Raw genomic sequence first — 25,891 nt, forward strand, 5'->3', positions numbered from 1 at the left:
CCGTGCCTTCGAGCAGGAGCGCCGTCGAGCTCCGCCGCCTGTTGCAGATCCCGGCCGCGAGCATCAGCATCGGCCTGCTCGTCTTCATGCTGCTCTTCAGTTTCCTCGGGCCCCTGCTCACCGGGTACACCGGGGAGGAGATCAACCTGCGCATCGCGGAGCACGGCCCGGCGTCGAACCACTGGCTGGGCACGGACGAGTACGGCCGGGACGTCCTGACCCGGCTCATGCTCGCGGGGCGGATCTCGCTCACGATCGGGGTCGCCTCGATGCTGCTGTCCCTGCTCCTCGGGGCCGTGCTCGGCCTCGTGGCGGGGTACTACGGCGGGTTCGTCGACGCGCTCATCATGCGGTTCGCGGACCTGCTCATGTCCATTCCGGGTCTGCCGCTGCTCATCGTGATGGCGGCCGTGCTCTCGGAGCTGAAGGTCGCGCCCGAGTCGCGGATCTACATCGTGATGATCCTGCTCAGCGTGATCGGCTGGCCGTCGCTGGCCCGCCTGATCCGTGGTCAGGTGCTGTCCCTGCGCGAGGCCCCGTACATGCGGGCGGCGGAGGTGCTGGGCCTGAGCGCCGCTTCGCGCCAGTTCCGTCACCTCCTTCCGAACGTGATGCCGCTGCTCATCGTCGTGGCCACCCTGAGCACGGCGTCGGGGATCCTCAGCGAGTCCGCGCTGAGCTTTCTGGGGCTCGGCGTCGTCCCGCCCAATGCCTCCTGGGGGAACATGATCAACGCCGCCAACAACCTGATCGACTTCCAGCAGCACTGGTGGCTGTGGGTGCCGCCCGGCGTCGCGCTCTTGATCACGGTGGCGGCGATCAACGTCCTCGGCGACCGCCTGCGGGACGTCCTCGATCCCAGGATGGGGAGATGACCGCCGTGGCAACCGAGCCTCTGGTCCAGGTGAAGGATCTCAGTGTGCGCTTCCCGGCCGACGGCGGCGGGCACCGTGTGGTGGTGGACTGCGTCGGCTTCGAGATCAGCCCGGGAGAAGTGCTTGGCATCGTGGGGGAGTCCGGTTCCGGCAAGAGTCTGACCGCGCTTTCGCTGCTGAAGCTCGTGGACGAGCCGGGAGAGATCTGCGGCGGGCAGGTGCTGTTCGACGGCGCCGACATCCTCACGCTGCGACGCACGGCTTTGCAGCGTGTCCGGGGTGGCGAGGTCGGGACGATCTTCCAGGAGCCTGCACGCTCCCTCAATCCGGTCTTCACGATCGGCCGGCAGCTGAGCGAGACGATCCGGGCTCACGAGTCCGTCTCGCGGGCAGAGGCCCGTGACCGATCGGTGGAATGGCTCCGCCGGGTGGGCCTTCCCGCTGCGGAGCGGATCATGAGCTCTTATCCCCACGAGCTGTCCGGCGGGATGCAGCAACGGGTGATGATCGCCGTCGCGCTCTGCTGCGGACCGCGGCTGCTCATCGCGGATGAGCCGACGACGGCGCTGGACGTCACCGTGCAGGCCCAGATCCTCGACCTGCTGCTGGAACTTCGCGACGAGACGGGAATGGCCATGCTGTTCATCACGCACGACCTGGGCGTCATCGCCGAGGTCGCCGATTCGGTGCTGGTCATGTACGGCGGACGGACCGTGGAACGAGGCGACGTGTTCAGCATCTTCGAACAGCCGCAACACCCTTATACGGAGGCGCTGCTCAGCGCCCGTCCGCTGCTGGGACAGCGGCTGGATCGGCTGCCCACGATCCCGGAGGACGTGCGCAGGCTGGCCGCGCTCGGTCCCGAGGCCGCGGAGGTGCACGCATGACGGGCGGTCCCGCGCCGGTGCTTCTCGAAGCGCGCGACGTCATGAAGGAGTTCCGCGCACGAGGCGGCCGCCGTCGTGCTCCCCGGGAGGCCGTGCGTGCCGTGGACGGGGTGAGCCTGAGCATCCGTGAGGGGGAGATGTTCGGACTGGTCGGCGAGTCGGGAAGCGGCAAGACGACCCTGGGCCAGGCCATCCTGCGGATGCACGAGCCGGACGCCGGATCCGTGCGGTTCCGCGGGCAAGAGATCCTGGACCTGCCGCGCTCCGAACTCCGCGGACTCCGGCAGCGGATGCAGTACGTGTTCCAGGACCCCTTCGGGGCCCTGAACCCGCGGCTGCGCATCGTCACCGCCATCGGCGAGCCGATGCGGACCCATGGCCTGGCATCCCGCGACGACGAACGGCAGCGGGTCATCGAGGTGCTGGAACAGTGCGGGATGGGCGCGGACGCCCTGGACCGTTATCCGCACGAGTTCTCCGGCGGGCAGCGCCAGCGGATCGTCATCGCGAGGGCGATGGCGCTGCAACCGGAGTTCGTCGTGGCGGACGAGCCGGTCTCAGCCCTCGACGTCTCCGTGCAAGGGCAGATCGTGAACCTCCTCTGCGATCTGCGCGAGGAACGCCGGACCTCCTTCCTGTTCATCTCGCACGATCTGAGCGTGGTGGAGCACATGTGCACCTCTGTGGCGATCATGTATCGCGGGGCGATCGTGGAGCAGGGGAGCCGGGAGCAGATCTTCGACGACCCGCGTCACCCGTACACGCGGGAACTGCTGGACGCGGTCCCGATCGTGAGCCCGCGGAATCGCGGGCAGCGGCGTCGCCGCGGAACCGACCGTTCCTGGGACGCTCCAGGGGAGCCGCGTCCTGAGCTGCGGGACATCGGAGGCGGCCACCTGGTGGCGCTGCCCGGGGAGTGAGAGGGTTCTCGACGGGGGTTTCGTCTGCGATGCACGTTCGGGGGCGACGAGAGGGGGCGGTGGCGGACCCGCTCACCCGAGGGCGTCGTCGATGACCCGGTCGATCCACCGGTGACGCTGGAGGTTCTCGATGGCGCTCCGCGGGAACCAGCCGAGTTCCAGCAATTCCTCCAGCGTGGGTGTCGGCTCGTCCAGCAGTTCGCAGTCGTAGGCCGTGGTCACATACCCGACGCGATCGCCGTTGGGGTAGGTGGTCATCAGGTGCGGTCCTCCATAGGTGCCGACGATTCCACGGATGCGGATGCGCGCCCCGGTCTCTTCGGTCACTTCGCGGTCCAGGGCCTCCGCGGGTTCTTCGCCGGGCTCGACCCCGCCGCCGATGAGGCCCCACAGACCCGAGTGGCGGTGCCGGGCGAGCAGGACCTGATCGCCATGCCTGATGACGGCCGTGACGCCCGGAAGAAGGAGAAAGTCATTCCCGATCCGTGAGCGTATCGAGGCAACGTAGTCGGACGTCGGCATTTTCAGAGTCTACGGACGGGTTGCGGTGAGCCGCGACGGGTGCCGCGCTCGGCGTCGCCCGTCGTGGTGAGGATCGAGTCAGGCCCTGGTTCGTGAAACGTCTTCATTCCGGGTCGCAGCGTCATGAACACGTCGATCTCATCCTCGTAGTCCGCAACAAACCCGAGCCGCTCATAGAGACGGCGAGCTGCGCTTCCTTGCAGCACGTTGAGGCGGGTCACTCCGTGGTGCGGTTCGTTCAGCACCGACTGGAGGACAGATGATCCGATACCCCGGCCCTGTACGTCCGGCGACAAGTAGAAGTGCTCGATCCAGCGGACGTTCCCGTCGGGGCGGGCCGTGATCGACCCCACCTCGGCTCCCTCCGAGATGACGATCCTGGACCACTCGGGCACGAAGGCCTTGCGCATCCGTTCGCGCACCCGCACGCCGTCGTACCGGCCGAGGCGCTCGAGGTCGGCCCGAAGGACAACGGCTCGGAGCTCAACCAGCCAGTCGATGTCACCGGGCACGCTGGGACGCAAGGTGAAGGCCATGCTGATGACCGTATCAAGGGCTGCCTGTGGAGTCCGGCCCCGCCATACACCAGGTGACGTAACCGACTCTTAACACGAAAGTGATCTCCCCGAATCCAAGCGCCGTTCCGGGAGCCCTACGCTCACTTCAGCGGGTGCGGCACACCACGAAAGGGGGGTGCCGCGCTTCATCGTTCTCCTTCCGTCGCGTGGCGGACCGGAGCCCCGATGGTCAGGCTCGACGGCGGCCGCGAACCTCCTGAACGGGGCGCTCTGGCGTCCCTGGCTGAGGCCCCACAGGGTTTTGGCTGGTGGGGCGACGTATTCGTTATCAAACCCTGACGCCAAAGTGTGGCCTATGTCACATTCCTGGGAGTACTCTCTTGGAAGTGCTCGCGGCAACACCGCCGCGGGTGCATGGATCAGACCCTGATTTGGCGCGGAGGCCACTTATGTACAGGAAGAAAGCCCTCTCAGTCATGGCTACGGCGGTGGCACTCGGCATGGTGATGTCCGGCTGCGCCAACCAGAGCGGCTCGGGCTCCACGGCCACCTCAGGTGGCGATGGAAGCAAGGTGAACATCCCCGCGATCTCGAAGGTGGATGTCCCCGCCGCCGCGGTGCTCCCGGCCGGCGATGGCAAGGGCAAGTGCCCTGCCACCACCACGATCGCCTATGCCGGTGCGGAAACCGGCCCCAACGCCCAGCTGGGCATCAACATCTTCAACGGCATCCAGCTGGCCGTGAACCAGCACAACGCCGCCAACCCCGACTGCCAGGTCAAGTTCAAGAAGTTCGACACGGAAGGCGACCCCAACAAGGCCACTGGCCCGGTGACGCAGATCGTGTCGGAGTCGGACATCATCGGCGTCGTCGGCCTCCCGTTCTCCGGCGAGTCCAAGGCCACCGGCAACATCTTCGAGCAGAAGGGCCTGGTGCACATCACCCCGTCCGCCACCAACCCGAACCTCACCAAGAACGGCTGGACCACCTTCTTCCGTGCTCTGGGCAATGACGCCGTCCAGGGCCCGGCCGCGGCGAAGTTCCTCACGGACAAGCTGATGGCCAAGAAGGTCTACGTCGTGCAGGACGATTCCGATTACGGCATCGGCCTGGGCACCCAGACCTCGCAGGCCCTCGGCTCCGCGATGGTCGGCTCCGACAAGGTCGTCACCGGTCAGAAGGACTTCTCCGCGGTGATCTCCAAGATCATGAACTCCAAGGCTGACACGGTCTACTACGCCGGCTACTACGCGGAGGCCGCGCCCTTCGACCAGCAGCTGGTGGCCAAGGGCTTCACCGGATCCTTCGTAGGCCCGGACGGTGTGAAGGATGACCAGTTCATCAAGCAGGCCGGCGACGCGTCGTCGAACTCCTTCTTCACCTGCCCCTGCATCCCCGGCGAACTGATCCCGACGTTCGAATCCGAGTACAAGAAGCTGGCCAACGCCGAACCGGGCACCTACTCGATCGAGGGCTACGACGCCGCCACCGTGCTGCTGTCCGGCATCGATCACGGCAAGCAGACCCGGGCGGACCTTCTCGCGTGGGTCAAGGCCTACGACGCCGATGGCCTCTCCAAGCACTACAAGTGGGATTCCACCGGCGAACTGGCGACTCCTGATGTTTACGGCTACAAGGTCGAAAACGGCAAGATCGCCCCGATCGGCGTGATCGGCAAGTAAGGTCGGCAGTTTCAACAGAATGCTGGGGGTATGCGACATCGGTACCCCCAGCATTTCTCTTGATCACCTCAGGAAGCTCCTATGATCAGTGAAGCAATTCCCAGCCTCATCCACGCCGTGCCACTGGCAGTGCCCACGGACGACACCTGGATCACCTTCGACGTCGACTCCCTGGCCCAGAACTTCTGGAGCTCCACGTTCGACGGCCTCACCTTCGGCGCCATCTACGCTCTGGTAGCCCTGGGCTACACCCTCGTGTACGGCGTCCTCAACCTCATCAACTTCGCCCATTCGGAAGTGTTCATCGTCGGCTGTTACGGCGTGTTCTTCACCCTCAGTGCGCTGAACTTCGGCCCGTCCGCCCCTCATCTGCCGTTCTGGGCGATCGTGGGCAATCTGATCCTGGCCCTCGTGGTGGCCATCATCGCCTCGGCCCTCACCGCCGTCGTCGTGGAGCGCGTGGCGTACAAACCACTGCGCAAGCGCAAAGCCCCCCGGCTGGCGTTCCTCATCACCGCGATCGGTGTCTCCTTCGCCATCCAGTACCTCATCTACTGGTGGCGCGGACCTAGCCCGGAAGCGGCGCTGACCATGTTCCGCCCCATCCCCATCTTCGAGGTGTTCGGCACCATCATCGACTCCCAGCAGCTGGTGATCATCATCGCCGCGGTCATCCTGATGGTGGCCACGGACCAGTTCATCCGGAAGTCCAAGACGGGCCGCGGCATCCGCGCCGTGGCGCAGGACCCGGACACCGCGACACTCATGGGCGTCAACAAGGAGAAGATCATCCTCACCACCTTCGCGATCGGCGGTGTCCTGGCCGGAGCGGCAGCCCTGTTCTACGTCATGAAGATCCCGTCCGGCGTGCAGTACAACGGCGGGTTCATCCTCGGCGTCAAGGCTTTCGCCGCGGCGGTCCTGGGCGGCATCGGCAATGTGCGAGGCGCCCTGCTGGGCGGTCTGCTGATCGGTCTGATCGGCAACTACGGGCAGGTCTTGCTGGGCAGTTCACAGTGGACGGACGTCGTGGCGTTCGTGGTCCTGGTCCTCGTCCTCGTGGTCCGTCCCGAAGGCATCCTCGGAAGCTCGCTTGGAAAGAGTAAGGCATGAGCACCACAGACGGCCCGACCCTCATCCCCGACTCCGCCGCAGATCAGGCGATCGCCGACCGCGAAGCCAAGGGGCGCCGTCGTCAAGGCTGGTTCCCCGGCCTCGGCGACAAATGGAACGCCCTGCCGCGCCACATCCAGTGGCTCTGGCTCATGGTGATCGTGGTCATCGCGTACCTGCTGCCCATCCTGAACCCTCCGTTCATCACCACGGAACCCGGCAACAACTGGCAGATCGCCCTGGCGCAGATGGCGGTCTACGCGCTGGTCGCCGTCGGCCTGAACGTGGTGGTCGGTTATGCCGGCCTCCTGGACCTCGGCTATGTGGCGTTCTTCGCCGTCGGCTCCTACACGGCGGCCATGTTCACCAGCCCGGATTCGCCCTACCTCCACATCCCGTACCTGTGGACCCTTCCGCTGGCCATGGCGATCACCATGTTCTTCGGGGTGATGCTGGGCGTCCCGACGCTGCGTCTCCGCGGTGACTACCTGGCGATCGTCACGCTCGGCTTCGGTGAGATCGTGCGCATCCTGGCCACTATCATCCCGGCCATGAAAGGCCAGGTCGGTTTCCAGAACGTGGGCCATCCACCCGGGACGGACGCCGACGGCCAGCCGATCTTCCTGAACTCGAACGGCACCCCCTGGTACTGGCTCACGCTGACGATCATCATCGTCGTGCTGCTCCTGGCCGGAAATCTGGAGCGCAGCCGCGTGGGCCGCGCCTGGATCGCCATCCGCGAGGATGAGGACGCCGCGGAGATCATGGGCGTCCCCACCTTCAAGTACAAGGTGTGGGCGTTCGCCATCGGCGCGTCCGTGGGCGGTCTCTCCGGTGCGCTCTTCGCCGGGCAGGTGGGCTTCGTGAACAATCAGAAGTTCGACATCGCCACGTCCATCCTGTTCCTGGCCGCCGTGGTGCTGGGCGGCACGGGCAACAAGGTCGGCGCCATTCTGGGCGGCGCCCTGGTGGCGTACATCCCGCTGCGGTTCACGGCGATCGCGGAGTTCAAGTACCTGATCTTCGGTGTGGCACTCGTGCTCATCATGATCTTCCGTTCGGGCGGGCTGCTTCCGGCACGTCAGCGTCTGCTGGCGTACGGGCGGCTGGCGTACAACAAGCTGAAGGAACCTCAGACGGGCCGACGCGCCCAGGTGATCACCGACGGCGGGAAGGCGGGCGGACATGAGTGAAGCAGTCGAACCGGAAATCGACGTCGAAGCGCTGAAAGAGCAGGGCGTGGACCTCGAGGTGGCCGAGAAGGTCGCTCCGGAACGGGACATCTCGGTCAACGTGGGCGAACCCCTGGTCCAGGTGAAGAACCTGACGATGAAGTTCGGCGGCCTCACAGCCCTGGACGACGTCACGTTCGACATCAACCGTGGCGAGATCCTCGGCCTGATCGGTCCCAACGGCGCGGGAAAGACCACCTGCTTCAACGCGATGACGGGCGTCTACAAGCCGACGTCGGGAACGGTCACCCTGGAGGGCAAGCCGCTCAACGGGCTGGCCCAGCACAAGATCACCCGACGCGGTCTGGCCCGCACCTTCCAGAACATCCGCCTGTTCGGCGAGATGACCGCCCTGGAAAACGTGGTGGTGGGACTGGACGCCCGTCACAAGACGAGTGTGGGCGGCGCCCTGCTCCGCCTTCCCACCCATGTCCGGGAGGAGAAATCCGCCATTGAACGCGGCATGGCCCTGCTGGAATTCGTCGGCATCGCGGACCATGCGCAATACCTGTCCCGGCATCTGCCGTACGGCTACCAGCGAAGGCTCGAAATCGCCCGCGCTCTGGCCACGGACCCCAAGGTCCTGTGCCTGGACGAGCCGGCCGCCGGCTTCAACCCGGCGGAGAAGGAAGAGCTCATGGCGCTCATCCGGACCATCCGCGACGACGGCTATACGGTCCTGCTGATCGAGCACGACATGAAGCTGGTCATGGGGGTGACGGACCGCATCGTCGTGCTGGAATTCGGCAAGAAGATCGCCGACGCCGCACCCAAGGAGATCCGCGAGGACCCGAAAGTCATATCCGCCTACCTCGGGGAGCCTGAAGATGAGCTTGCTTGAGCTGAAGAACGTGTCCGTGCACTACGGGCGCATCCAGGCCATTCACAACATGTCCTTCACCGTGGACGAAGGGGAGATCGTCTCCCTGATCGGCGCCAACGGCGCCGGGAAGACCACCACGATGCGGACCGTGTCCGGCCTCCTGAACCCGTCCGCCGGGAGCATCAGCTTCATGGGTCAGGACATCACGTCCATGAAGGCCCACCTCCGGGTGGTCAAGGGCATCTCCCAGGCGCCTGAAGGCCGGGGCATCTTCCCCGGCATGACGGTCATGGAGAACCTGGGTATGGGGTCCTACGGCCGCAAGGACACCTCCGGGATCGCCAAGGACCTCGAGCGGGTCTTCGACCTCTTTCCGAGACTGAAGGAGCGGTCCAAGCAGTTCGGCGGCACCATGAGCGGTGGCGAGCAGCAGATGCTGGCCATCGGCCGGGCGTTGATGTCCAACCCCAAGCTGCTGCTCCTGGATGAGCCGTCCATGGGCCTGGCCCCGCAGTTCATCCGTCAGATCTTCAAGATCGTCACGGAGATCAACAACCAGGGCACCACGGTGCTGCTCGTGGAGCAGAATGCCAATCAGGCCCTGGCCCGCTCGCACCGTGCGTTCGTCCTGGAGACCGGGTCGATCACCCACCAGGGGACCGGCAAGGAGCTGATGGCCAACCCGGCGATCAAGGAGGCGTACCTCGGCGTCGCCTGAGGTGTCTGTGCACCGACTGCTGCGCGGAGGCCCCCGGAACCGCAATGGTTCCGGGGGCCTCCGCGTGTCAGGGACGACGACGGCGGGCCGGAGCGTGCCCCGCCGTCGTCAGCGCTGCTCCAGGATCCTCTTGAGGTTGGCGAGGTCCTTCGTCGTCGCGGCTTTCATCGCGCGGCGCATGAACGGCGTCATGAGCACCCCGAACCCGGACGGAGTGCCCGTGTTCCGCAGCGTCATCACGGTCGCGTCACCCTCGGCCGACCAGGTGTAGGTGGTGCGCATCGGGAACGGGCCGTCGGAGGTCCGCATGACCAGCCGCCGTCCGGGGTCGTACTCGGTGATCTCGTAGGTGTAGCTGAGTCGCCGGCCGAGGAAGTGGGCCACGAAGTCCATCCGCGCGCCGACACCGAGCGGCGTGCCCGGGGCATGGAGCGTGACGGCCTTGATGTTCGCATACCACTCCGGCGCGTTCACCGGGTCGGCGGCGTACTCGGCGACGACGGCGACGGGGCGGCTGATCACTGTTCTGACGGTGATGTCGACGTTCATGGGTCCTCACGGATGGTGGGCAGTGTTCGGGCTGGACTTCGGGGCCTGGCCCGGCGTCCGCCGGGATTACGAGCGGCCGGCCTTCTCGGCTTCCTTGGCCGCCACGATACGGCGCAGACCGGAACTGGAGAAGCGGTGGTCGCGGCTGTTGAAGTACAGTTCGATCCCACTCTCCTCGCAGTACTCGCGTCCGGTGAAGTCCTTCTCCAGGTACTCATCTCCCACGATCCGGACGTCGAGCTTGAACGACCGCAGAATGTCCTCCAGGTCCTGTTCCGTGGAGTACGGGACGATCTCATCGACGTACTGGCAGCCGCGGAGCTGGATGTAGCGCTCCACGACCGTCTGAGTGGGCGCGTTCTTCTCCGGGCGGTCCAGCGTGGGATCCATCTGCAGCCCGCAGATCAGGTAGTCGCACTGGCGCTTCGCCTCGGCGAGCATCATGATGTGCCCGGCGTGGAGCAGATCGAAGGTGGAGAAGGTGATACCGACCCGGGGTCCGGGGTTGTAGTCCTGGGTGCGGCCTTCGGCGGTGTTCGTCATGGGCTGTCCTCTCAGTACGGGTGAAGGAGGGCCGCCGATGGTGGGGCGGCCCTCCTCTCACGCTACCGCGCTGATGCGGGGTGACGGACCACCCCTGTCAGCCCGGAGGGCCACTCTCGCTCGTGGCGTTGGGCCGCGTCGACAGCGGCAGGGCTTAGGTCGAAGCCTCGCGGACCCCGGCTCTTGTCGGTACATCGGTAGGAAGCTGAGACCGTGCGTCCTTCGCGAGACTGAAGCCATCGCACAGGGCTCGAGGGTCTCGCATCAGGCTGATGAGCCACACGCAATACCAATCTGTCGCCGCCTGGGTCGAGGCCTTCGGCTCGTGAGGAGCGGCTGCTAACTCCGGATCCCTCCGGCGAAGGAAGGGGGCGGGGTGCGAGCGATCCTGAGATTCGCGTAGGTGGCGTTCTGGCTGTATCCGGGGTCTGCGGGACCCGCATAAATTCCATGATTGAAGGTGGGACCCGGTGGCTTGCCTGGTCTCGAGACGTTGTAACCCACGGGTCCGGCGTTCTTTGCGATCTGGGTGCCGTCCCGCCAGAGGTCGAGAGATCCGCCGCCCGTGGTGGAGAACCGGGTGCGGAGGACAATGAATGTCCATGTACCTGGCGCATAGGGAGCCGGGTCGGTGATGACCCCTGTCTGGATGTCGTCATCGGAGAGGACCGGGATTGGGCCGGAGCCGTCGATGAGTTGTGCGGTAACCGACCGGTAGGTGATGCTGAGCCTTGGGCTCTTGACGAACCCCAAGCTCACTACGGGATAGAGACCTGTCGCGCGATGTGCGTCACGCGCTTCAGTGGTCAGGTAACGCTGGACGTTTCCCCCAGGATGCCACTGCCCGAAGATTTCCCAGAAGTCGGCGGTGCCGCCCGAATCCAGTCTGAGCCAGTATGACACCCAATAGTCGATGTCGTACTGGGTGTAGGAGTTTGGATAGAAGGGGTCCCCGTCGAGGTATCCCTCGCTCCGGATCTTTTCAGCACCGAGAGATGCGGGAGCGCGTGTGACGGAAAAAGAATGGGTGGTGCTGCGATTCCAGGCCACACGCAGCGGCTTGGGATCGTCGCTCTGCTCTACTCGAACGGTGAGCGGCCGGTAGTCGCCACGGCGGACCGCGCCGGTACTGGTGGTCCATCCATCTGCTTGACCGCCGTAGATGTGCAATGCGCCGATCGAGGCGTGTCCGGCTACCGCGCCGAATGGGACCGCCCCACCGACCAGGGAATGTCCCGGAGGATCGAGTTTCGGCGGACAGATGTCCTCGGCGATGTCGTTCTTCTCCCGATCGGTGAGAGGCGCCGCGCAGGCGACGATCGCCGTGACGATCTTCCAGCCGGCAGGGACCATCGAGGTGGAGTCGTCGAGCGGTATGGTCGCTCGTCCCCCTGTCGCCACGACGTCGTACCACTTCGCAAAATACTGCCCGACGACGAAGACGCAATAGGCGCCGTCCACAGGTACGCTGATCCGAACTTGCGCCACCCCGGTCGCGTTGAACAAGTCGGTGATGTCGTCGTTTCCGCCGGCATCTTCGATTTGTGGATAGTTGAGCTCCACATCAACCGCGCAATTGCGTGCGCCGGCAAGGAAATTGACTCCGAGGCCCGCTGTGAGAGTAGTGCCGCTCGGAAGATCCGTCCAGGTGGTGGAGGTCGAATACTTATTGACGTCCATTCCGTTGATGACTGGTGCTCGTGGGATGAGAACATCCGTGCCGCCCGGCACCTTGCGGGTGACATCAAAGGAGATATGCCGAAGGAAGGCAGAGGGCGACACGGAACGCAGAATGATCTGAACCTTGACCGCGACGCCACCGCGGCTATTTGCTGGAAGCGTGGGCTTTGCGTCGCGAAAGCACATGAGCGAGACGCCGGCTCCGGAGGTGAGGGGCGAATTCGGCGAGGTCACACGAAGTTTGATGCGCCCAGGGGACGCCGACAAGACTTCGACGGAAAACCCATTGCCGTTGCGGATCCACCACCCGTTCGGCAACTTGCCGCTCCCCGCGGTCCCATCCTGGTTCTGGACGACTCCCACGGCGGCGCCGTCGTAGCGTGGGTTGGGGTAGAAGTTCGTGCTGGCCCGTTGATGCAGCAGTCCCATCGGATTGCCATTCAGAAACCGGGCTGCAATCGGTGAGCCAGACCTGTCGAGGGCGTCTACGGAGGACGCGTAGGCTACGGCGGGATGCGAGACCCACCCGCTGGAAGCAACTGCACCGGCCGAGCGCAATTTAGAGATTGTTGCAGACTTCAATCCTGTTTCCTTCAAAACGGATTGCCCCGCTGCGGATGCAGAAGTCGCTGGGAAACCCGTGACCGCCGCGCCAAGACCAACTCCTGTGGCGCGGAATAGACCGCGCCTTGATACCACAGGAGCTGACGCAGATGCCTCAGAAGGATTTAGCGACATGAATACATCATAATGCGCAGGATGTGTTCCGAAATATGCTTGTTTAACCTGGGAAGTTGTGCTAATTCGGACTTCTCTTTCCTTCCCCTGTGCGTAGGTGAAGGAAAAGCTCTGTTGATCATGCGGCCCTTCGAAGCATGTGGAGTCGCCGCTGTCCAGGACCACCCCTGCTGCCCCGCCCGCGTCACATCCCGCCCGGCCGAGCGCCGTCGCGCGTCGCCTGTCACAATGGTGTGAGCCCTCGCCCCCTCCTTCACCTGCGGGGTGGCGGCCATGCAGAAAGGACTGCTCCGTGGGTGCACCCAAACCCAAAGTCCCCGCGGCGGACAACACGCTGCGCATCCTCAGGCTTCTCAGCTCGCGGCGCGGTCCGCAGCCGGCCAGCGCCATCGCCACGGCTCTCGAGCTGCCCCGCTCCACCGTCTACCAGCTGCTCGCGGTGCTGGAGGACCACGGCCTGGTCATGCATCTCAAGGAGGAGAAGCGGTACGGCCTGGGGCTGGGAGCTTTCGAACTCAGCAGCGCCTACAGCCGCCAGGAACCGATCTCCCGTCTGGGCCGCCCGTTGCTCGCGGGTCTCGTGGACGCCCTGGGGGAGAGCGCCCACCTCGCCGTGCTGCACGGCCGCGACGTCCTCTACATCGTGGAAGAGCGCGCCAAGGGGCGCCCGTCCCTGGTGACCGACGTCGGCGTCCGCCTGCCGTCGCACCTCACCGCCAGCGGTCGCGCGATCCTCGCCGCGTTGCCGAAGCCGCAGGTCAGGGCGCTGTACCCGAACGCGGCCGCCTTCGTCTCCCGGCACGAGACCACGAGTCCGATCTCCGGTTACTCGGCCCTGTCCCGCCACCTCGACGACGTCCGCACGCGCGGATTCGCCACCGAACACGGGGAGGTGACGCCGGGCTTCGGTTCGGTCGCGGCCGCCGTGACGGACCACCTCGGATGGCCGACGGCGGCCATCGCCGTGACGTTCATCGAGGACCGGGTGCAGGCGGAGGAATGGCCCGCGCTCGCGGCCCGCATTCAGAAGGTCGCGAACGAGCTGACTACGCGCCTCTACGGCCGCCCGAAGGCCTGACAGGCGAGACGCCTCAGCCGCCGGCCGGCTCAGCGGCCGTCGAAGCCCGTGCCACGAGCCGGCTCGGCACCTCGACGTGCTCCGTCTCCGGTGACCCGCCCTCGATCAGGGCCCGCAGCGTCCTCCCGGCCGCGGCGCCGAGCTCGCCGGACGGCAGGCTCACGCTCGTCAGCGGCGGACTCGTGTGCCGCGAGTACGGCAGATCGTCGAAGCCCGCGACGGCGAGCCGCCCCGGCACCGCGACGCCGGCCTCGGCGGCTGCCCCGAGAACTCCGTAGGCGTGCGTGTCCGTGCACCCGACCACGGCGGTCACCCCGGCGGCGTCCCACCCGGGCCACGCCTCCGTGAAGGCCTCCGCGGCGGCGTCGATGTCGGTCAGGGAGGCGGCCCCGTCGAGCACCTCGAGCCCCAGTTCCGCGGCGGTGTCCCAGAAGGCGTCGCGGCGCACGCGGAACGTGGCGGCGTCGATGGTGCTGTCCAGATAGCCCACCCGGCGATGCCCCTGCTCGGCCAGGTGCCGGGCCAGCTGCGCAGCGCCGTCGGCCACGGCGAGGTTGACGCTCGGCAGGCCGCCGCGGAGCCCGGGGGCGTCCAGCAGCACGGCGCGCGTGCCGGACGGCAGCGCCTCGACGAGTTCGGCGTTCGGTGCGTCGATGAGGAACCCGGCCGGGCGGAGGGACAGGAGTTTCCGGATGCTGGCGGCGTCGATCTGACGCCCCGGCCCGCCGACCGAGAGCAGCAGCTCGTAGCGGTCCCCGAGCGCCGAGCGCGCCTCCGAGATGAGCTCGGCGTAGAACGGGTTGGCGATGTCCGTCGCCACGAGAACCACTACGGGGCTGAACCCCTTCGAGAGCGTGCTGCCCGCGGTGTCCACCACATAGCCGAGGCGCTCGACGGCGGCCTGCACCTTCTCGCGATTGGCGGCGGAGATGCGGCCCTGGGCCTTGCCGCTGACCACGAGCGACACCGTCGCGGTGGAGACCCCGGCTTCGCGGGCGACCATGGCGGCCGTGACCCGGCCGGCGCCCGCGGCAGGGGCTTCCGCGGCCCCGGCGGCACCCGCGCGGAGGCCGGGCAGGGGGTTCGCGGCGTCGTCGTCCATGCGGTCCATCTTAGGCGAGGCGAAGCCGTCCGGCCCGCGCGGGATCAAGCGCTTGACGTTAAGCGTTTGACGCCGCTCCGTGAACGGTGTCACACTCCTTGGTGTACTCTTGCCGCCACCCCTGGCGGCCCGCCCCCGACGACGTGGAGCAACCATGCCTCTTGTCACCGCAGACAACAGCCCCCGCAAGATCATCCTGGACTGCGACCCGGGCCATGACGACGCCGTCGCCATGCTCCTGGCGCACGGCAATCCGGACATCGACCTCCTGGCGGTGACCACCGTGGTGGGCAACCAGACCCTGGAGAAGGTGACCCGCAACGCCCTGTCGGTCGCGACGATCGCGGGCATCACGGGCGTCCCGTTCGCCGCCGGCTGTGCCCGCCCGCTGGTCCGCACCATCGAGACCGCGCCGGACATCCACGGCGAGAGCGGCCTGGACGGCCCCGCCCTGCCGGAGCCCGCCTTCGGCCTGGACGAGCGGCACGCGGTGGACCTCATCATCGACACGGTCATGGCCCACGAACCCGGCACCGTGACCCTGGTGCCGACGGCCGGTCTGACCAACATCGCCCTGGCGGCCCGCAAGGAACCCCGCATCGTGGAGCGCGTCCGCGAGGTCGTCCTCATGGGCGGCGGCTACCACGTCGGCAACTGGAGCGCCGTGGCCGAGTTCAACATCAAGATCGACCCCGAGGCCGCCCACATCGTCTTCAACGAGTCCTGGCCCGTCGTCATGGTCGGCCTCGACCTGACCCACCAGGCCCTGGCCACCCCGGACGTCGTCGAGCGCATCGCCGCGATCGGCACCAAGCCCGCGCAGTTCGTCGTCGAGCTGATGGACTTCTTCGCCGCCACCTACAAGGACGCGCAGGGCTTCGACTTCCCGCCCGTCCACGATCCGTGTGCCGTCGCCTACGTCATCGACCCGACCGTCATGACGACGCAGCGCGTCCCCGTGGACATCGAACTCAACGGCACGCTGACCCTCGGCATGACCGTCGCCGACTTCCGCGCCCCCGCGCCGGACGACTGCACGACCTCCGTGGCTGTGGACCTGGACCGCGAGAAGTTCTGGAACCTCGTCATCGACGCCATTCAGGCGATCGGTGAGCCCGAGCAGGCAGGAGCCGCGGCATGAGCACCACCACCGCCACCAAGTCCGGGCCCGGCGTCGGCGTCCTGACCGCCGCGCTGCTGACCGCCTGCATCGCCTTCCAGCTCAACGCCTCCATGCTCAGCCCCGCGCTGGTGTCCATGGAACACGAACTGCACACGGACCAGGCCACGATCGGTCTCAGCCAGACCTGGTTCTTCACCGCCGCGGCGCTGTTCTCCCTGTTCCTGCCGCGCCTCAGTGACATCGTGGGCCGCAAACGCGTCCTGGTGGGCATGATGGCCCTCATGGCGATCGGCTCGGTCATCGCCGCCGTCGCCCCGGACGTCAGCTGGGTCTTCGTGGGCCGCATCATCCAGGGCGTCTCCGGCCCCACGGTGCCGCTCTGCCTGCTCATGCTGCGCTCCGCCGTCGAGGACCCGCGCCGCTACGGCTCCCTCATGGGTCTCATCACGGCGGTCAACGGCGGCGTGGCCGGCGTCGACTCCTTCGTGGGCGGCTTCTTCACCGAGCATTACGGCTTCCGCAGCCTCTTCTGGATCATGACCGCGCTGGCCGTCGTGGCCGCCGTGCTCGTCCTCTTCCTGGCCCCGGAGTCCAAGCCCCAGGAGGGCACCCGCATGGACTGGGCCGGCGTGTTCTTCATCGTCGTGGCGGTCGGCGCCGTGCTGACGGCGCTCAACAGCGCCGCCGGACTGGTCTCCGCATTCGACGCCGGCACCCTCACCTTCTCGATCGTCCTTGCCCTGGTGGGCGTGGCCGCCTTCATCGGCTTCTGGACGGTGGAGAAGCGCACCGCCCAGCCGATGGTGGAGATCGCCCACCTGCGCCAGCGCTCCATGTGGGCCCTGCTGCTGACCACCACCCTGACCATGACCGGCATCTTCGCCGTCATCAATGGCATCGTCCCGGCGTTCGTCCAGGCCGCATCCCCGGGCTTCTCCGTCGGCCCGACCGAGATGTCCCTCATGATCCTCACGCCGTACGCCCTGCTCGGCTGGCTGGTCGGACCCTTCAGCGGCCGTCTCGCCCCGGTGATCGGCTACCGCCGCACACTGCACCTGGGCATGGGCGGCAGCCTCGTCGCCCTGGCCGTCATCGCGTTCTTCGGACTCGGCAGCCTGCCGGTCATGATCATCGCGACCGCGCTGCTCGGCATCGCCTACGCTGGCACCGTGAACATCATGCTCAACGGCCTCGGAGTCGTGCTCTCCCCGCAGAGCAACCCCGGCTTCCTGCCCGGCATGAACGCCGGCGCCTTCAACCTCGGCGCCGGTCTGAGCTTCCTGGTCCTGCCCGCCGTGCTTCAGGCGACGCAGTCCCTGGCCGACCCGAAGCTGTCCTACCTCACGGTGGTGCTCACGGGCCTGGTCATCACGGTGGCCGCGTTCGCCGTCTCCTTCCTCATCCCCCGTCCCGCAGAAGCAGAGGTGCAGCAGTGAGTCATGTGGTCGTGGTCGGGTCCCTCAACGCGGACCTGACCCTGTACGCCGAGCGGATGCCGCTGCCGGGGGAGACCGTGCTCGGCACGGACTTCGTCATCCAGCCGGGCGGCAAGAGCGCCAATCAGGCCGTCGCCGCGGCGCGCCTCGGGGCCGACGTCCGGCTGATCGGGGCCGTGGGTGACGACGCCAACGGCGCCATGCTCCTCGACTCCGCCCGGAACTCCGGCGTGGACGTCGCGGCGGTGCGCCGGATCGACGGCGTGCCGACCGGCGTCGCGGGGATCACCGTGGACGCGCAGGGCGAGAACAGCATCGTGATCGTGGCCGGCGCCAACGGAGAGCTGTCCCCGCAGGACGTCGAGCAGGCCTCCTCGGTGTTCGACGGCGCCGCGGCCGTCTGCCTGTGCCTCGAGGTCTCGCAGGAGACCGTCCTCGCGGCAGCGCAGGCGGGCCGCGCGGCAGGCGCCTCGGTCATCCTGAATCTGTCCCCGTTCGCCCCGATCCCCGCGGACCTCGTGGCGGCCACGGACATCCTGCTCGTCAACGCCCACGAGGCCGGTCAGCTCCTGGGCCGTGAGGCTCCCGCGGCCGAGGGGGAGGACTGGGCCGCCGTGGCCGCGGCCTTCGCCGAGGCCGGGTTCCGCCGGGTCCTGGTGACGCTGGGCGCGCAGGGCGTCGTGGTGCTGGACGGCGCAGGTTCCGGGGATGAGGCCGCGATCGAGCGGATCGCCGCCACGCGCATCGACCCGGTGGACACCACCGGTTCGGGCGACGCGTTCACCGGAGGACTCGCCACGCGGCTCGCCGCAGGGGACTCCCTCGTGGAGGCGGCCCGTTACGCCTCGGTCGCCGCGGCGCACGCCGCCACCGGCCGTGGCGCCCAGGCCTCCTACGGCACGGACGCCGACGTCGTCGCGCTCCGGGACCGCTGAGCGGCACCGGTTTCTGAACCGCGTCGGCTCCTGAACCGCACTGGCTTTCTGAACAGCACCGAAAGGCTCCTCATGGACACGATCCCCGTCTATCTCGACTGCGACACCGGCATCGACGACGCCCTGGCGATCGCGCATCTGCTCGCCTCGCCGCGGGCGGAGCTGCTGGGTGTCGGGACGGTGAGCGGCAACAGCGACGCCGCGCAGTGCGCCCGGAACACGCTGGATCTGCTCGCGCTGGCGGGCCGTCCGGACATCCCGGTCGCCGTCGGCTGCCACGATTTCCAGACGGTCGCCTACGGCGGGGGATCGCCGCACGTGCACGGGGACAACGGCCTCGGCGGGGTCGAGCTGCCGCGTGCGGACCGTGAGCCGGAGGCGGAATCCGCGGCGGACATGCTGATCCGGCTGGCGCGGGAGCAGGAGGGGAAGCTGCACGTCATCGCCGTCGCGCCCCTGACGAATCTTGCGGAGGCGCTCCGCCGGGAGCCGCGTCTGCCGGAGCTGGTGGCGCACGTGACCATCATGGGCGGTGCGGCGCTGGCCCCCGGCAACATTACCGCGGCGGCCGAGGCGAACATCTTCCACGACCCCGAGGCTGCCGCGGAGGTCCTCGCGGCGCCGTGGCCCGTGACGCTGGTGCCGCTCGACGTGACGATGACCGAGGTCATGGAGGAGGACCACCGGCGCCGGCTGCTCGAGTCCGGCAAGGCCGTCCCCGAAACCCTGGCCCGCATGCTCGAGCACTACTTCGAGTTCTACCGTGGGATCTTCGGACGCCCCTCGTCCGCCATGCACGACCCCCTTGCCGCGGCCATCGCCCTGGGCGAGGTGGCAGTGACGCTCGGTCCGGTGGTGCGGGTCGCCGTCGAGACCGGGCAGGGCCCCGCACGCGGCGCCACCGTCTGTGACCTGCGCGGACGCTACCGCGGCGACGGCGACCAGGACGGCGCCACGTGCCGCGTGGTGCTCGAGGCGGAGCCGGGCTTCCCCGACGCGCTGGTCGACGGGATCCTCCGGGCGTTCTGACGTCCCGGTTTCCCCGGTTGAACGGTCATTCTCCGGCGCTGCGGCGGCGGGGAATGACCGTTTAACGGGGGATCGCCACCCGGAGGCGCCGTGTCCGGAATCCCGGACAAGACCCCCGGAAAGCCTCTCGTGACAAGGCGCGGAGTGCGGTGTCATTGAAGGGAAGCACAGCACCGCACCCGGAACGGCAACGACGCCCCCCGGCGAGGTGCCCCGAACCACTGGCCACACAAGGAGTCACCATGGCACCCGCCGATTTCACCACCGGAACCCGCCCGGTCAAGGCGCCTCGCGGCACCGAGATCTCCGCCAAGAGCTGGCAGACCGAAGCGCCCCTGCGCATGCTCATGAACAACCTGGACCCGGAGGTCGCCGAGCACCCCGAGGACCTCGTGGTCTACGGCGGCACCGGCCGCGCCGCCCGTTCCTGGAAGGCGTTCGACGCCATCACGGAAACGCTCAAGGACATGGAAGAGGACGAGACCCTTCTGGTCCAGTCCGGCAAGCCGGTGGGCGTCTTCCGCACCAACAAGTGGGCCCCGCGCGTGCTCATCGCCAACTCCAACCTGGTGGGCGACTGGGCCACCTGGCCGGAGTTCCGCCGCCTCGAGGCCGAGGGCCTCATGATGTACGGCCAGATGACCGCCGGCTCCTGGATCTACATCGGCACCCAGGGCATCCTCCAGGGCACCTACGAGACCTTCGCCGCCCTCGGCAACAAGCTCATCGCCGAAGGCCGCGCCGACGGCGGCCAGGGCGAGGGCCGCGAGCACGAGGGTCCGCTGGCCGGCACCTTCACCCTGACCGGCGGCTGCGGCGGCATGGGCGGCGCTCAGCCGCTCGCCGTCACGCTGAACGACGGCGCCTGCCTGATCGTCGACGTCGACGAGTCCCGCCTGCGCCGCCGCGTCGGCAAGCGCTACCTCGACGAGGTGGAGACCGATCTGGACACCGCCATCGCCAAGGTCCTCAAGGCCAAGGAGGAGCGCCGCGGCTGGTCCGTCGGTTACGTGGGCAACGCCGCCGAGGTGTTCCCGGAGATCCTGCGCCGTCACCAGGCCGGCGAGTTCGTCGTCGACGTCGTGACCGACCAGACCTCCGCGCACGACCCGCTGTCCTACCTGCCCGAGGGCATCACCGTGGACGAGTGGAAGCGCGAGGCCGAGGGCGACCCCGAAGGCTTCACCAAGAAGGCCCAGGTCTCCATGGCCCGTCACGTCCAGGCGATGGTCGAGTTCCAGGACGCCGGCGCCGAGGTGTTCGACTACGGCAACTCCATCCGCGACGAGGCCCGCAAGGGCGGCTACGAGCGCGCCTTCGAGTTCCCCGGCTTCGTCCCGGCGTACATCCGCCCGCTCTTCTGCGAAGGCCTCGGCCCGTTCCGCTGGGTGGCTCTCTCCGGTGACCCCGAGGACATCCGCGTCACCGACGAGGCCATCAAGGAGCTCTTCCCGGAGAACAAGCACCTCCACAAGTGGATCGACGCCGCGCAGGAGCGGGTGGAGTTCGAAGGCCTCCCGGCCCGCATCTGCTGGCTCGGGTACGGCGAGCGTCACCAGGCCGGCCTGCTCTTCAACAAGCTGGTCGCCGAGGGCAAGGTCAAGGCCCCGATCGTCATCGGCCGTGACCACCTCGACTCGGGCTCGGTGGCCTCCCCGTACCGCGAGACCGAGGCCATGAAGGACGGTTCGGACGCGATCGCCGACTGGCCGCTCCTGAACGCCCTGACCGCCGCCTCCTCCGGCGCGACCTGGGTCTCCATCCACCACGGTGGCGGCGTGGGCATCGGCCGCTCCATCCACACCGGCCAGGTCTCCGTGGCCGACGGCACCGAGCTGGCCGCCGCCAAGCTGACCGCCCTCCTCACCAACGACCCGGGCATGGGCGTCATCCGCCACGTCGACGCCGGCTACGAGCGCGCCATCGAGGTCGCCGCCGAGCGTGGCGTCCGGATCCCGATGCAGGGCTGACGCCCAGGCCTGACCACTTCCCATCCATTGCTCCGTGGTTGTCGTTTTGAGGGTTCAAAACGACAACCACGGAGCAGTCGATTCTTCTAAGGAACAGAGACCTCCCATGACCCTCACCACTTCCGAGACCACCGTCGTCCTCAACTCCAGCGGCGTGACCGCCGAGGACGTGCTCGCCGTCGCGCGCCACGGCGCCCAGATCACCATTTCGCAGGAGGCCCTGGACAACGTCGCCAAGGTCCGCGCCCACATCGACGAGCTCGCCGTCAGCGAGACCCCCGCGTACGGCATCTCCACCGGCTTCGGCGCCCTGGCCAACCGCCACATCCCGAACGAGCTGCGCACCCAGCTGCAGAAGTCGCTGATCCGCAGCCACGCCGCCGGCATGGGCCCCGCCGTCGAGCGCGAAGTCATCCGCGCCATCATGTTCCTGCGCGCCAAGACCATGGCCTCCGGCCGCACCGGCGTCCGCGCCGAGGTCCTCGAGACCTTCGTGAAGGTCCTCAACGCCGGCATCACCCCGCTCGTGCGCGAGTTCGGCTCGCTTGGCTGCTCCGGCGACCTCGCCCCGCTCTCGCACTGCGCCCTCGTGGTCATGGGTGAAGGCGAGGCCTTCGGGCCCGACGGCGAGCTCTACGGCGTCGCCGGTCGCCCGACCGTCGCGGAACTGCTCGCGGAGCACGGCATCGAGCCGGTCACGCTCGCCGAGAAGGAGGGCCTGGCCCTCGTCAACGGTACCGAGGGCATGCTCGGCATGCTGCTCATGGCCATCGCCGACCTGCGCACTCTGATGACGACGGCGGACATCACCGCCGCGCTCAGCGTCGAGGCCCTGCTCGGCACGGACCAGGTGTTCCTGCCGGAGCTGCACGCCGCCCTGCGTCCTCACCCGGGCCAGGCCGCCAGCGCCGACAACATGCTGCGGGTCCTCTCCGATTCGCCGATCGTCGCCTCCCACAAGGTGGGCGACTCCCGCGTGCAGGACGCCTACTCGCTGCGCTGCGCCCCGCAGGTGGCCGGCGCCGTCCGCGACACCGTGACCCACGCCGAGCTGGTCGCCACCCGCGAGCTGGCCGCCGCGATCGACAACCCGGTCGTCCTGCCCGACGGCCGCGTCTCCTCGAACGGCAACTTCCACGGCGCTCCGGTGGCGTACGTGCTGGACTTCCTGTCCATCGCCGTGGCGGACCTGTCCTCCATCGCCGAGCGCCGCACCGATCGCATGCTGGACCCGGCCCGCTCCCACGGCCTGCCCGCTTTCCTGGCCGGTGACCCCGGGGTGGACTCCGGCCTCATGATCGCCCAGTACACCCAGGCCGGTCTGGTCTCGGACAACAAGCGCCTGGCCGTCCCGGCCTCGGTGGACTCCATCCCGAGCTCCGCCATGCAGGAGGACCACGTGTCCATGGGCTGGCACGCCGCCCGCAAGCTGCGCAAGGCCATCGAGAACCTCCGCCGCGTCCTGGCGATCGAACTGGTGACCAGCTGCCGCGCCCTCGACATCCGCACCCAGCTCTCCGACGGCGAGCTGACCCCCGGCCCGGCCGGCGCCGCCGTGCTCGAGGTGCTGCGCGCCGTCGTCGAGGGCCCGGGCACCGACCGCTTCCTCTCGCCGGAACTGGAAGCCGCGGACAAGCTCGTGGGCGCCGGCGCCGTGCGCGACGCCGCCGAGAAGGCCGTGGGCCCGCTCGCCTGATCCCGGGTCACCGGGGTCACCCGATCCGCCTGCTGAGACAGCGGGTTTCCGTCGAAACAGTGTGTTGTGCGCACTGTTTCGACGGAAACCCGCTGTTTCGGTGTTTAACGGGCCTTCGGATGGATCGCGTGGGCCCTCGGAACCCGTGATTGCGAAAAATATATAGACTGGTCTATTATTTTTCAATGCCATCCAAAGGAACCCTCACCAAGACCCGGCTCGCGGAGTCGATGCTCGAACTCATCCAGACCAGCGGCTACAGCGGCACGGGTCTGAACGCCGTCGCCGAACATGCCGCGGCGCCCAAGGGCTCGGTCTACTTCCACTTCCCCGACGGCAAGGAAGGCCTCGGCGTCGCTGCGATCGAACTCGCCGCGACGCAGTTCGGGACGCTCATCGCCGAAGCCGCCGCCACCGCGGGTGGCCCCGCCGACGCCGCCCGCACCGCGATCGAGGCTCTCGCCGCCATCGTCGGCGAGAGCGACTTCCGCCTGGGATGCCCCGTCTCCGTGGTGACCCTCGAAATGGGCGCGGACAGTGAACGGCTCCGCGAAGCGTGCGCCACCGCCTTCGAGTCGTGGATCGCCCCCACGGCCGCCCTCTTTGAATCCGGAGGTCTCAACGCCGAGGCGGCCCGCGCGCTCGCGACCGTCGTCGTCTCGACCACGGAGGGGGCGGTGATCGTCTCTCGCGCGACCCGGAGCGTTCAGCCCCTGCTCACGGCCGCCGACATCGTGGCCGAGCTCATCACCCAGCGTCTCCAGGCCGCAGGAGGTGCACGATGAGCTCGCATGGAGCATCCCGCCAGGCCCTCGTCTTCGGCGCCTCCGGCCTGATCGGCCGCCACCTGGTCCTCACCCTCGCGCAGGCCGGCGCCAACGTCACGGCTGCGGTCCGGAGCGAGGCGTCGGCGGAACGGGTCCGGCGGTGGCTCGCGGACCACGGTCTGACGCAGCAGGTCGGCACGGTGATCGCCGACTTCGACGCCCCGGGGATCATCGCCGGCGGACCGGCCGCGTTGCCCCACATCACCGAGATCCACTGCTGTGCCGGTGCATTCCGCTTCGGCATGTCCGCCGAGGAGGCCCGCAGCGCGAACGTCGGCATCGCCGAGAAGGTCGTCGACTTCGCCGCGGACCTTCCGAAGCTGCAGCGACTCGTCTACATCTCGGGGTACCGCGTCGGCGGTCAGGACCCCACGGCCGTTCCGTGGTCCGAGGAGCATCGCGTGGCGGTGTACAAGGAACTCGGCGGCTACGAGGCCTCCAAGGTGGAATCCGACGCCGTCTTCCAGGCCCGGGCGCTCGAGCGACGCGTGCCCTGGACGATCATCAACCCGGCCACCGTGATCGGCGACAGCTCGACCGGGGAGACCGAGCAGTACATCGGCATGACGAAGACCATCGAACAGATCTGGGACGGCACCGCGGCGGCACTCCCCGCCGGTGACTCGACGTTCCTCCCGGTCCTGACGGTCGATTACATGGCGTCCTTCATGGCGGCGGCCGCTGTCGATCCCGAGGCCGTGGACCGGGCCTTCTGGGTTCTCGACGACGCCACCCCGTCCCTGAGGGAACTGCTCACCCGTGCCGGCAGGCGGCTGGGCGCGAAAGTCCCGCGCCTGCAGGTCCCGGTCGGCGTCATCAAGCGGCTCCCGGCGTGGATCACCAAGGCTGACCCCGAGACGCTCGGCTTCCTGTCCTCGGACCGCTACCCGACCGGACCCGCCGTCGAACTCGCCGCGAGGCACGGCATTCCGATGCCCGACGTTCTGCTCTCCCTCGACCGGTGGGTCGACTACCTGGCAGCGCATCGCTTCGGCGCCGCGAAGGGCGGCGACCGGCGCTTCGTGGACGTCGCCGGCGTGCGCACCTTCGAGCTCGGTGACCCCGAGGCCTCCCGCGTGATCCTGCCCGGTCTGCCGGTCAACGCCGACACCTGGGCGGGAGTCGCCGCGGGCAGCGGCGCCCGGGCCGTCGACCTGCCCGGCCTCGGCCTCAGCGGTGGGACCGGCGTCCAGGACTGGGACGAGTGGCTGCCGGCACTGCTCTGCGGCGACGACGTCGACCTCGTCGGCCACTCGATCGGCGCGGGTGCCGCCGTGATCGCCGCAGCGCGGTTCCCCGAGCGGGTCCGGTCCCTCACGCTGGTCGCGCCGTTCTTCCTCCAGGCCCCGGGCGGCTTGCCGGGCATCCTGAGGCCATTCGTGAGCGCGTACCTGCGGCGGACCGACGCGGTGAAGCTGTCGCGCCGTCTGACCGGGGCGGATGCGAGTGCCGCGGCTCTGGAATCCAGTGTCAGCGACCTCAAGAGAGGCACGGCTCCGCACGTGGCCTCGCAGCTCGTCCGCGCCGGATCGAAGCGCTGGCGCACCGAACTCCGGGACGCGCTGGGACGGTACACGGGTCCGGTCCGCATCATCACGGGCAGCGAGGATCCGCTCGCTCCCGCGGCGGTGGAGGAACTCGAGGCGCGGGGCGACGTCGAGCTGATCACGATCCCGGGCGCCGGACACCACCCGCAGCTGACCCACGCGGACGTCCTGACCGGGCTGCTGCAGGGTGCGGTGGCACGGGGCACGAGGGTCTGACGACCGCCCGGCCCGCCCGCCATCGGACTCGACACCCTCCCTGGCTCCGCCGAAACAGTGGATTTCCGTCGAAACAGTGAGCAGAACACACGGTTTCGGCGGGAACCCACTGTTTCGGCGCAGCGGCGAGTC

23 protein-coding genes are annotated in these 25,891 nt (G+C 68.0%); 17 read left to right on the plus strand and 6 right to left on the minus strand.

All coding sequences use genetic code 11. From position 1 onward, the window contains the following. The first annotated feature begins 2 nt into the window (after nt 1-2). The 3 genes from P9849_RS01600 to P9849_RS01610 are packed head-to-tail and all read left to right on the plus strand — an operon-like array spanning nt 3 to nt 2,682. A complete protein-coding gene (locus P9849_RS01600; RefSeq protein ID WP_278268001.1) occupies nt 3-875 on the plus strand; it encodes an ABC transporter permease in 873 nt (290 codons plus the stop codon). Beyond that, the gene (locus P9849_RS01605; RefSeq protein WP_278268002.1) at nt 872-1,762 is read left to right on the plus strand and encodes an ABC transporter ATP-binding protein; all 891 of its coding nucleotides are present in this window, start codon (nt 872-874) and stop codon (nt 1,760-1,762) included. The genes P9849_RS01600 and P9849_RS01605 overlap by 4 nt, the downstream gene beginning before the upstream one ends. Continuing rightward, complete coding sequence (locus P9849_RS01610; protein ID WP_278268003.1) at nt 1,759-2,682, plus strand: ATP-binding cassette domain-containing protein; 924 nt, start codon at nt 1,759-1,761, stop codon at nt 2,680-2,682. Before P9849_RS01605 ends, P9849_RS01610 begins: the two co-directional genes overlap by 4 nt. Before the next feature lie 72 nt (nt 2,683-2,754). Here P9849_RS01610 and P9849_RS01615 read toward each other — a convergent pair whose 3' ends face one another. Together P9849_RS01615 and P9849_RS01620 are read right to left on the minus strand one after the other, a co-directional pair. Then, complete coding sequence (locus P9849_RS01615) at nt 2,755-3,204, minus strand: NUDIX domain-containing protein (RefSeq protein ID WP_278268004.1); 450 nt, start codon at nt 3,202-3,204, stop codon at nt 2,755-2,757. Between the two features lie 2 nt (nt 3,205-3,206). Further along, complete coding sequence (locus tag P9849_RS01620; protein WP_278268005.1) at nt 3,207-3,740, minus strand: GNAT family N-acetyltransferase; 534 nt, start codon at nt 3,738-3,740, stop codon at nt 3,207-3,209. 458 nt (nt 3,741-4,198) lie between these two features. Between P9849_RS01620 and P9849_RS01625 the strand changes: the two genes are divergently transcribed. The 5 genes from P9849_RS01625 (at nt 4,199) to P9849_RS01645 (ending at nt 9,290) form a co-directional block, all read left to right on the plus strand. Then, on the plus strand, nt 4,199-5,404 hold the full coding sequence (locus P9849_RS01625; RefSeq protein ID WP_278268006.1) for a branched-chain amino acid ABC transporter substrate-binding protein: 1,206 nt from the start codon (nt 4,199-4,201) through the stop codon (nt 5,402-5,404). An 81-nt stretch (nt 5,405-5,485) separates the two neighbouring features. Continuing rightward, the gene (locus P9849_RS01630; protein ID WP_278268007.1) at nt 5,486-6,517 is read left to right on the plus strand and encodes a branched-chain amino acid ABC transporter permease; all 1,032 of its coding nucleotides are present in this window, start codon (nt 5,486-5,488) and stop codon (nt 6,515-6,517) included. Continuing rightward, a complete protein-coding gene (locus tag P9849_RS01635; RefSeq protein WP_278268008.1) occupies nt 6,514-7,710 on the plus strand; it encodes a branched-chain amino acid ABC transporter permease in 1,197 nt (398 codons plus the stop codon). The genes P9849_RS01630 and P9849_RS01635 overlap by 4 nt, the downstream gene beginning before the upstream one ends. Further along, nucleotides 7,703-8,590, plus strand: coding sequence for an ABC transporter ATP-binding protein (locus P9849_RS01640; protein WP_278268009.1), 888 nt, complete (start codon nt 7,703-7,705; stop codon nt 8,588-8,590). Before P9849_RS01635 ends, P9849_RS01640 begins: the two co-directional genes overlap by 8 nt. Continuing rightward, on the plus strand, nt 8,577-9,290 hold the full coding sequence (locus tag P9849_RS01645; protein WP_278268010.1) for an ABC transporter ATP-binding protein: 714 nt from the start codon (nt 8,577-8,579) through the stop codon (nt 9,288-9,290). The genes P9849_RS01640 and P9849_RS01645 overlap by 14 nt, the downstream gene beginning before the upstream one ends. Before the next feature lie 108 nt (nt 9,291-9,398). Here P9849_RS01645 and P9849_RS01650 read toward each other — a convergent pair whose 3' ends face one another. From P9849_RS01650 to P9849_RS01660, 3 genes are all read right to left on the minus strand, one after another. Next, complete coding sequence (locus P9849_RS01650; protein ID WP_278268011.1) at nt 9,399-9,839, minus strand: SRPBCC family protein; 441 nt, start codon at nt 9,837-9,839, stop codon at nt 9,399-9,401. Between the two features lie 66 nt (nt 9,840-9,905). Next, on the minus strand, nt 9,906-10,382 hold the full coding sequence (locus P9849_RS01655; protein WP_278268013.1) for an adenylyltransferase/cytidyltransferase family protein: 477 nt from the start codon (nt 10,380-10,382) through the stop codon (nt 9,906-9,908). A gap of 339 nt (nt 10,383-10,721) precedes the next feature. Then, nucleotides 10,722-12,491 (minus strand): heparin lyase I family protein, encoded by a 1,770-nt coding sequence (locus tag P9849_RS01660; RefSeq protein ID WP_278268014.1) that lies wholly within the window; start codon nt 12,489-12,491, stop codon nt 10,722-10,724. Nucleotides 12,492-13,092: 601 nt separating this feature from the next. On the opposite strand from P9849_RS01660, the gene P9849_RS01665 reads away from it, so the two are divergent. Continuing rightward, entirely contained in the window at nt 13,093-13,878 is a 786-nt protein-coding gene (locus P9849_RS01665; protein ID WP_278268015.1) for an IclR family transcriptional regulator, read from the plus strand. Between the two features lie 13 nt (nt 13,879-13,891). Here the strand turns inward: P9849_RS01665 and P9849_RS01670 are convergent, their stop codons facing one another. Further along, nucleotides 13,892-14,980 (minus strand): LacI family DNA-binding transcriptional regulator, encoded by a 1,089-nt coding sequence (locus P9849_RS01670; protein WP_347567909.1) that lies wholly within the window; start codon nt 14,978-14,980, stop codon nt 13,892-13,894. A 154-nt stretch (nt 14,981-15,134) separates the two neighbouring features. On the opposite strand from P9849_RS01670, the gene P9849_RS01675 reads away from it, so the two are divergent. The 8 genes from P9849_RS01675 (at nt 15,135) to P9849_RS01710 (ending at nt 25,759) form a co-directional block, all read left to right on the plus strand. Next, a complete protein-coding gene (locus P9849_RS01675) occupies nt 15,135-16,121 on the plus strand; it encodes a nucleoside hydrolase (protein WP_278268016.1) in 987 nt (328 codons plus the stop codon). Continuing rightward, nucleotides 16,118-17,539: an MFS transporter gene (locus P9849_RS01680; protein WP_278268017.1), complete on the plus strand. Its 1,422-nt coding sequence runs from the start codon at nt 16,118-16,120 to the stop codon at nt 17,537-17,539. The genes P9849_RS01675 and P9849_RS01680 overlap by 4 nt, the downstream gene beginning before the upstream one ends. Next, a complete protein-coding gene (locus tag P9849_RS01685; RefSeq protein WP_278268018.1) occupies nt 17,536-18,474 on the plus strand; it encodes a ribokinase in 939 nt (312 codons plus the stop codon). Before P9849_RS01680 ends, P9849_RS01685 begins: the two co-directional genes overlap by 4 nt. 72 nt (nt 18,475-18,546) lie before the next feature. After that, the gene (locus tag P9849_RS01690) at nt 18,547-19,503 is read left to right on the plus strand and encodes a nucleoside hydrolase (protein WP_278268019.1); all 957 of its coding nucleotides are present in this window, start codon (nt 18,547-18,549) and stop codon (nt 19,501-19,503) included. A 242-nt stretch (nt 19,504-19,745) separates the two neighbouring features. Further along, complete coding sequence (locus tag P9849_RS01695; RefSeq protein WP_107003914.1) at nt 19,746-21,473, plus strand: urocanate hydratase; 1,728 nt, start codon at nt 19,746-19,748, stop codon at nt 21,471-21,473. A 106-nt stretch (nt 21,474-21,579) separates the two neighbouring features. Further along, the gene (gene hutH / locus P9849_RS01700; RefSeq protein ID WP_278268020.1) at nt 21,580-23,169 is read left to right on the plus strand and encodes a histidine ammonia-lyase; all 1,590 of its coding nucleotides are present in this window, start codon (nt 21,580-21,582) and stop codon (nt 23,167-23,169) included. Between the two features lie 185 nt (nt 23,170-23,354). Next, nucleotides 23,355-23,954 (plus strand): TetR/AcrR family transcriptional regulator, encoded by a 600-nt coding sequence (locus tag P9849_RS01705; RefSeq protein ID WP_278268021.1) that lies wholly within the window; start codon nt 23,355-23,357, stop codon nt 23,952-23,954. Then, nucleotides 23,951-25,759 (plus strand): alpha/beta fold hydrolase, encoded by a 1,809-nt coding sequence (locus tag P9849_RS01710; protein WP_278268022.1) that lies wholly within the window; start codon nt 23,951-23,953, stop codon nt 25,757-25,759. Before P9849_RS01705 ends, P9849_RS01710 begins: the two co-directional genes overlap by 4 nt. Nucleotides 25,760-25,891: the final 132 nt, after the last annotated feature.

It is taken from the genome of Arthrobacter sp. Y-9 (assembly GCF_029690065.1).
Taxonomy (GTDB): domain Bacteria; phylum Actinomycetota; class Actinomycetes; order Actinomycetales; family Micrococcaceae; genus Arthrobacter_E.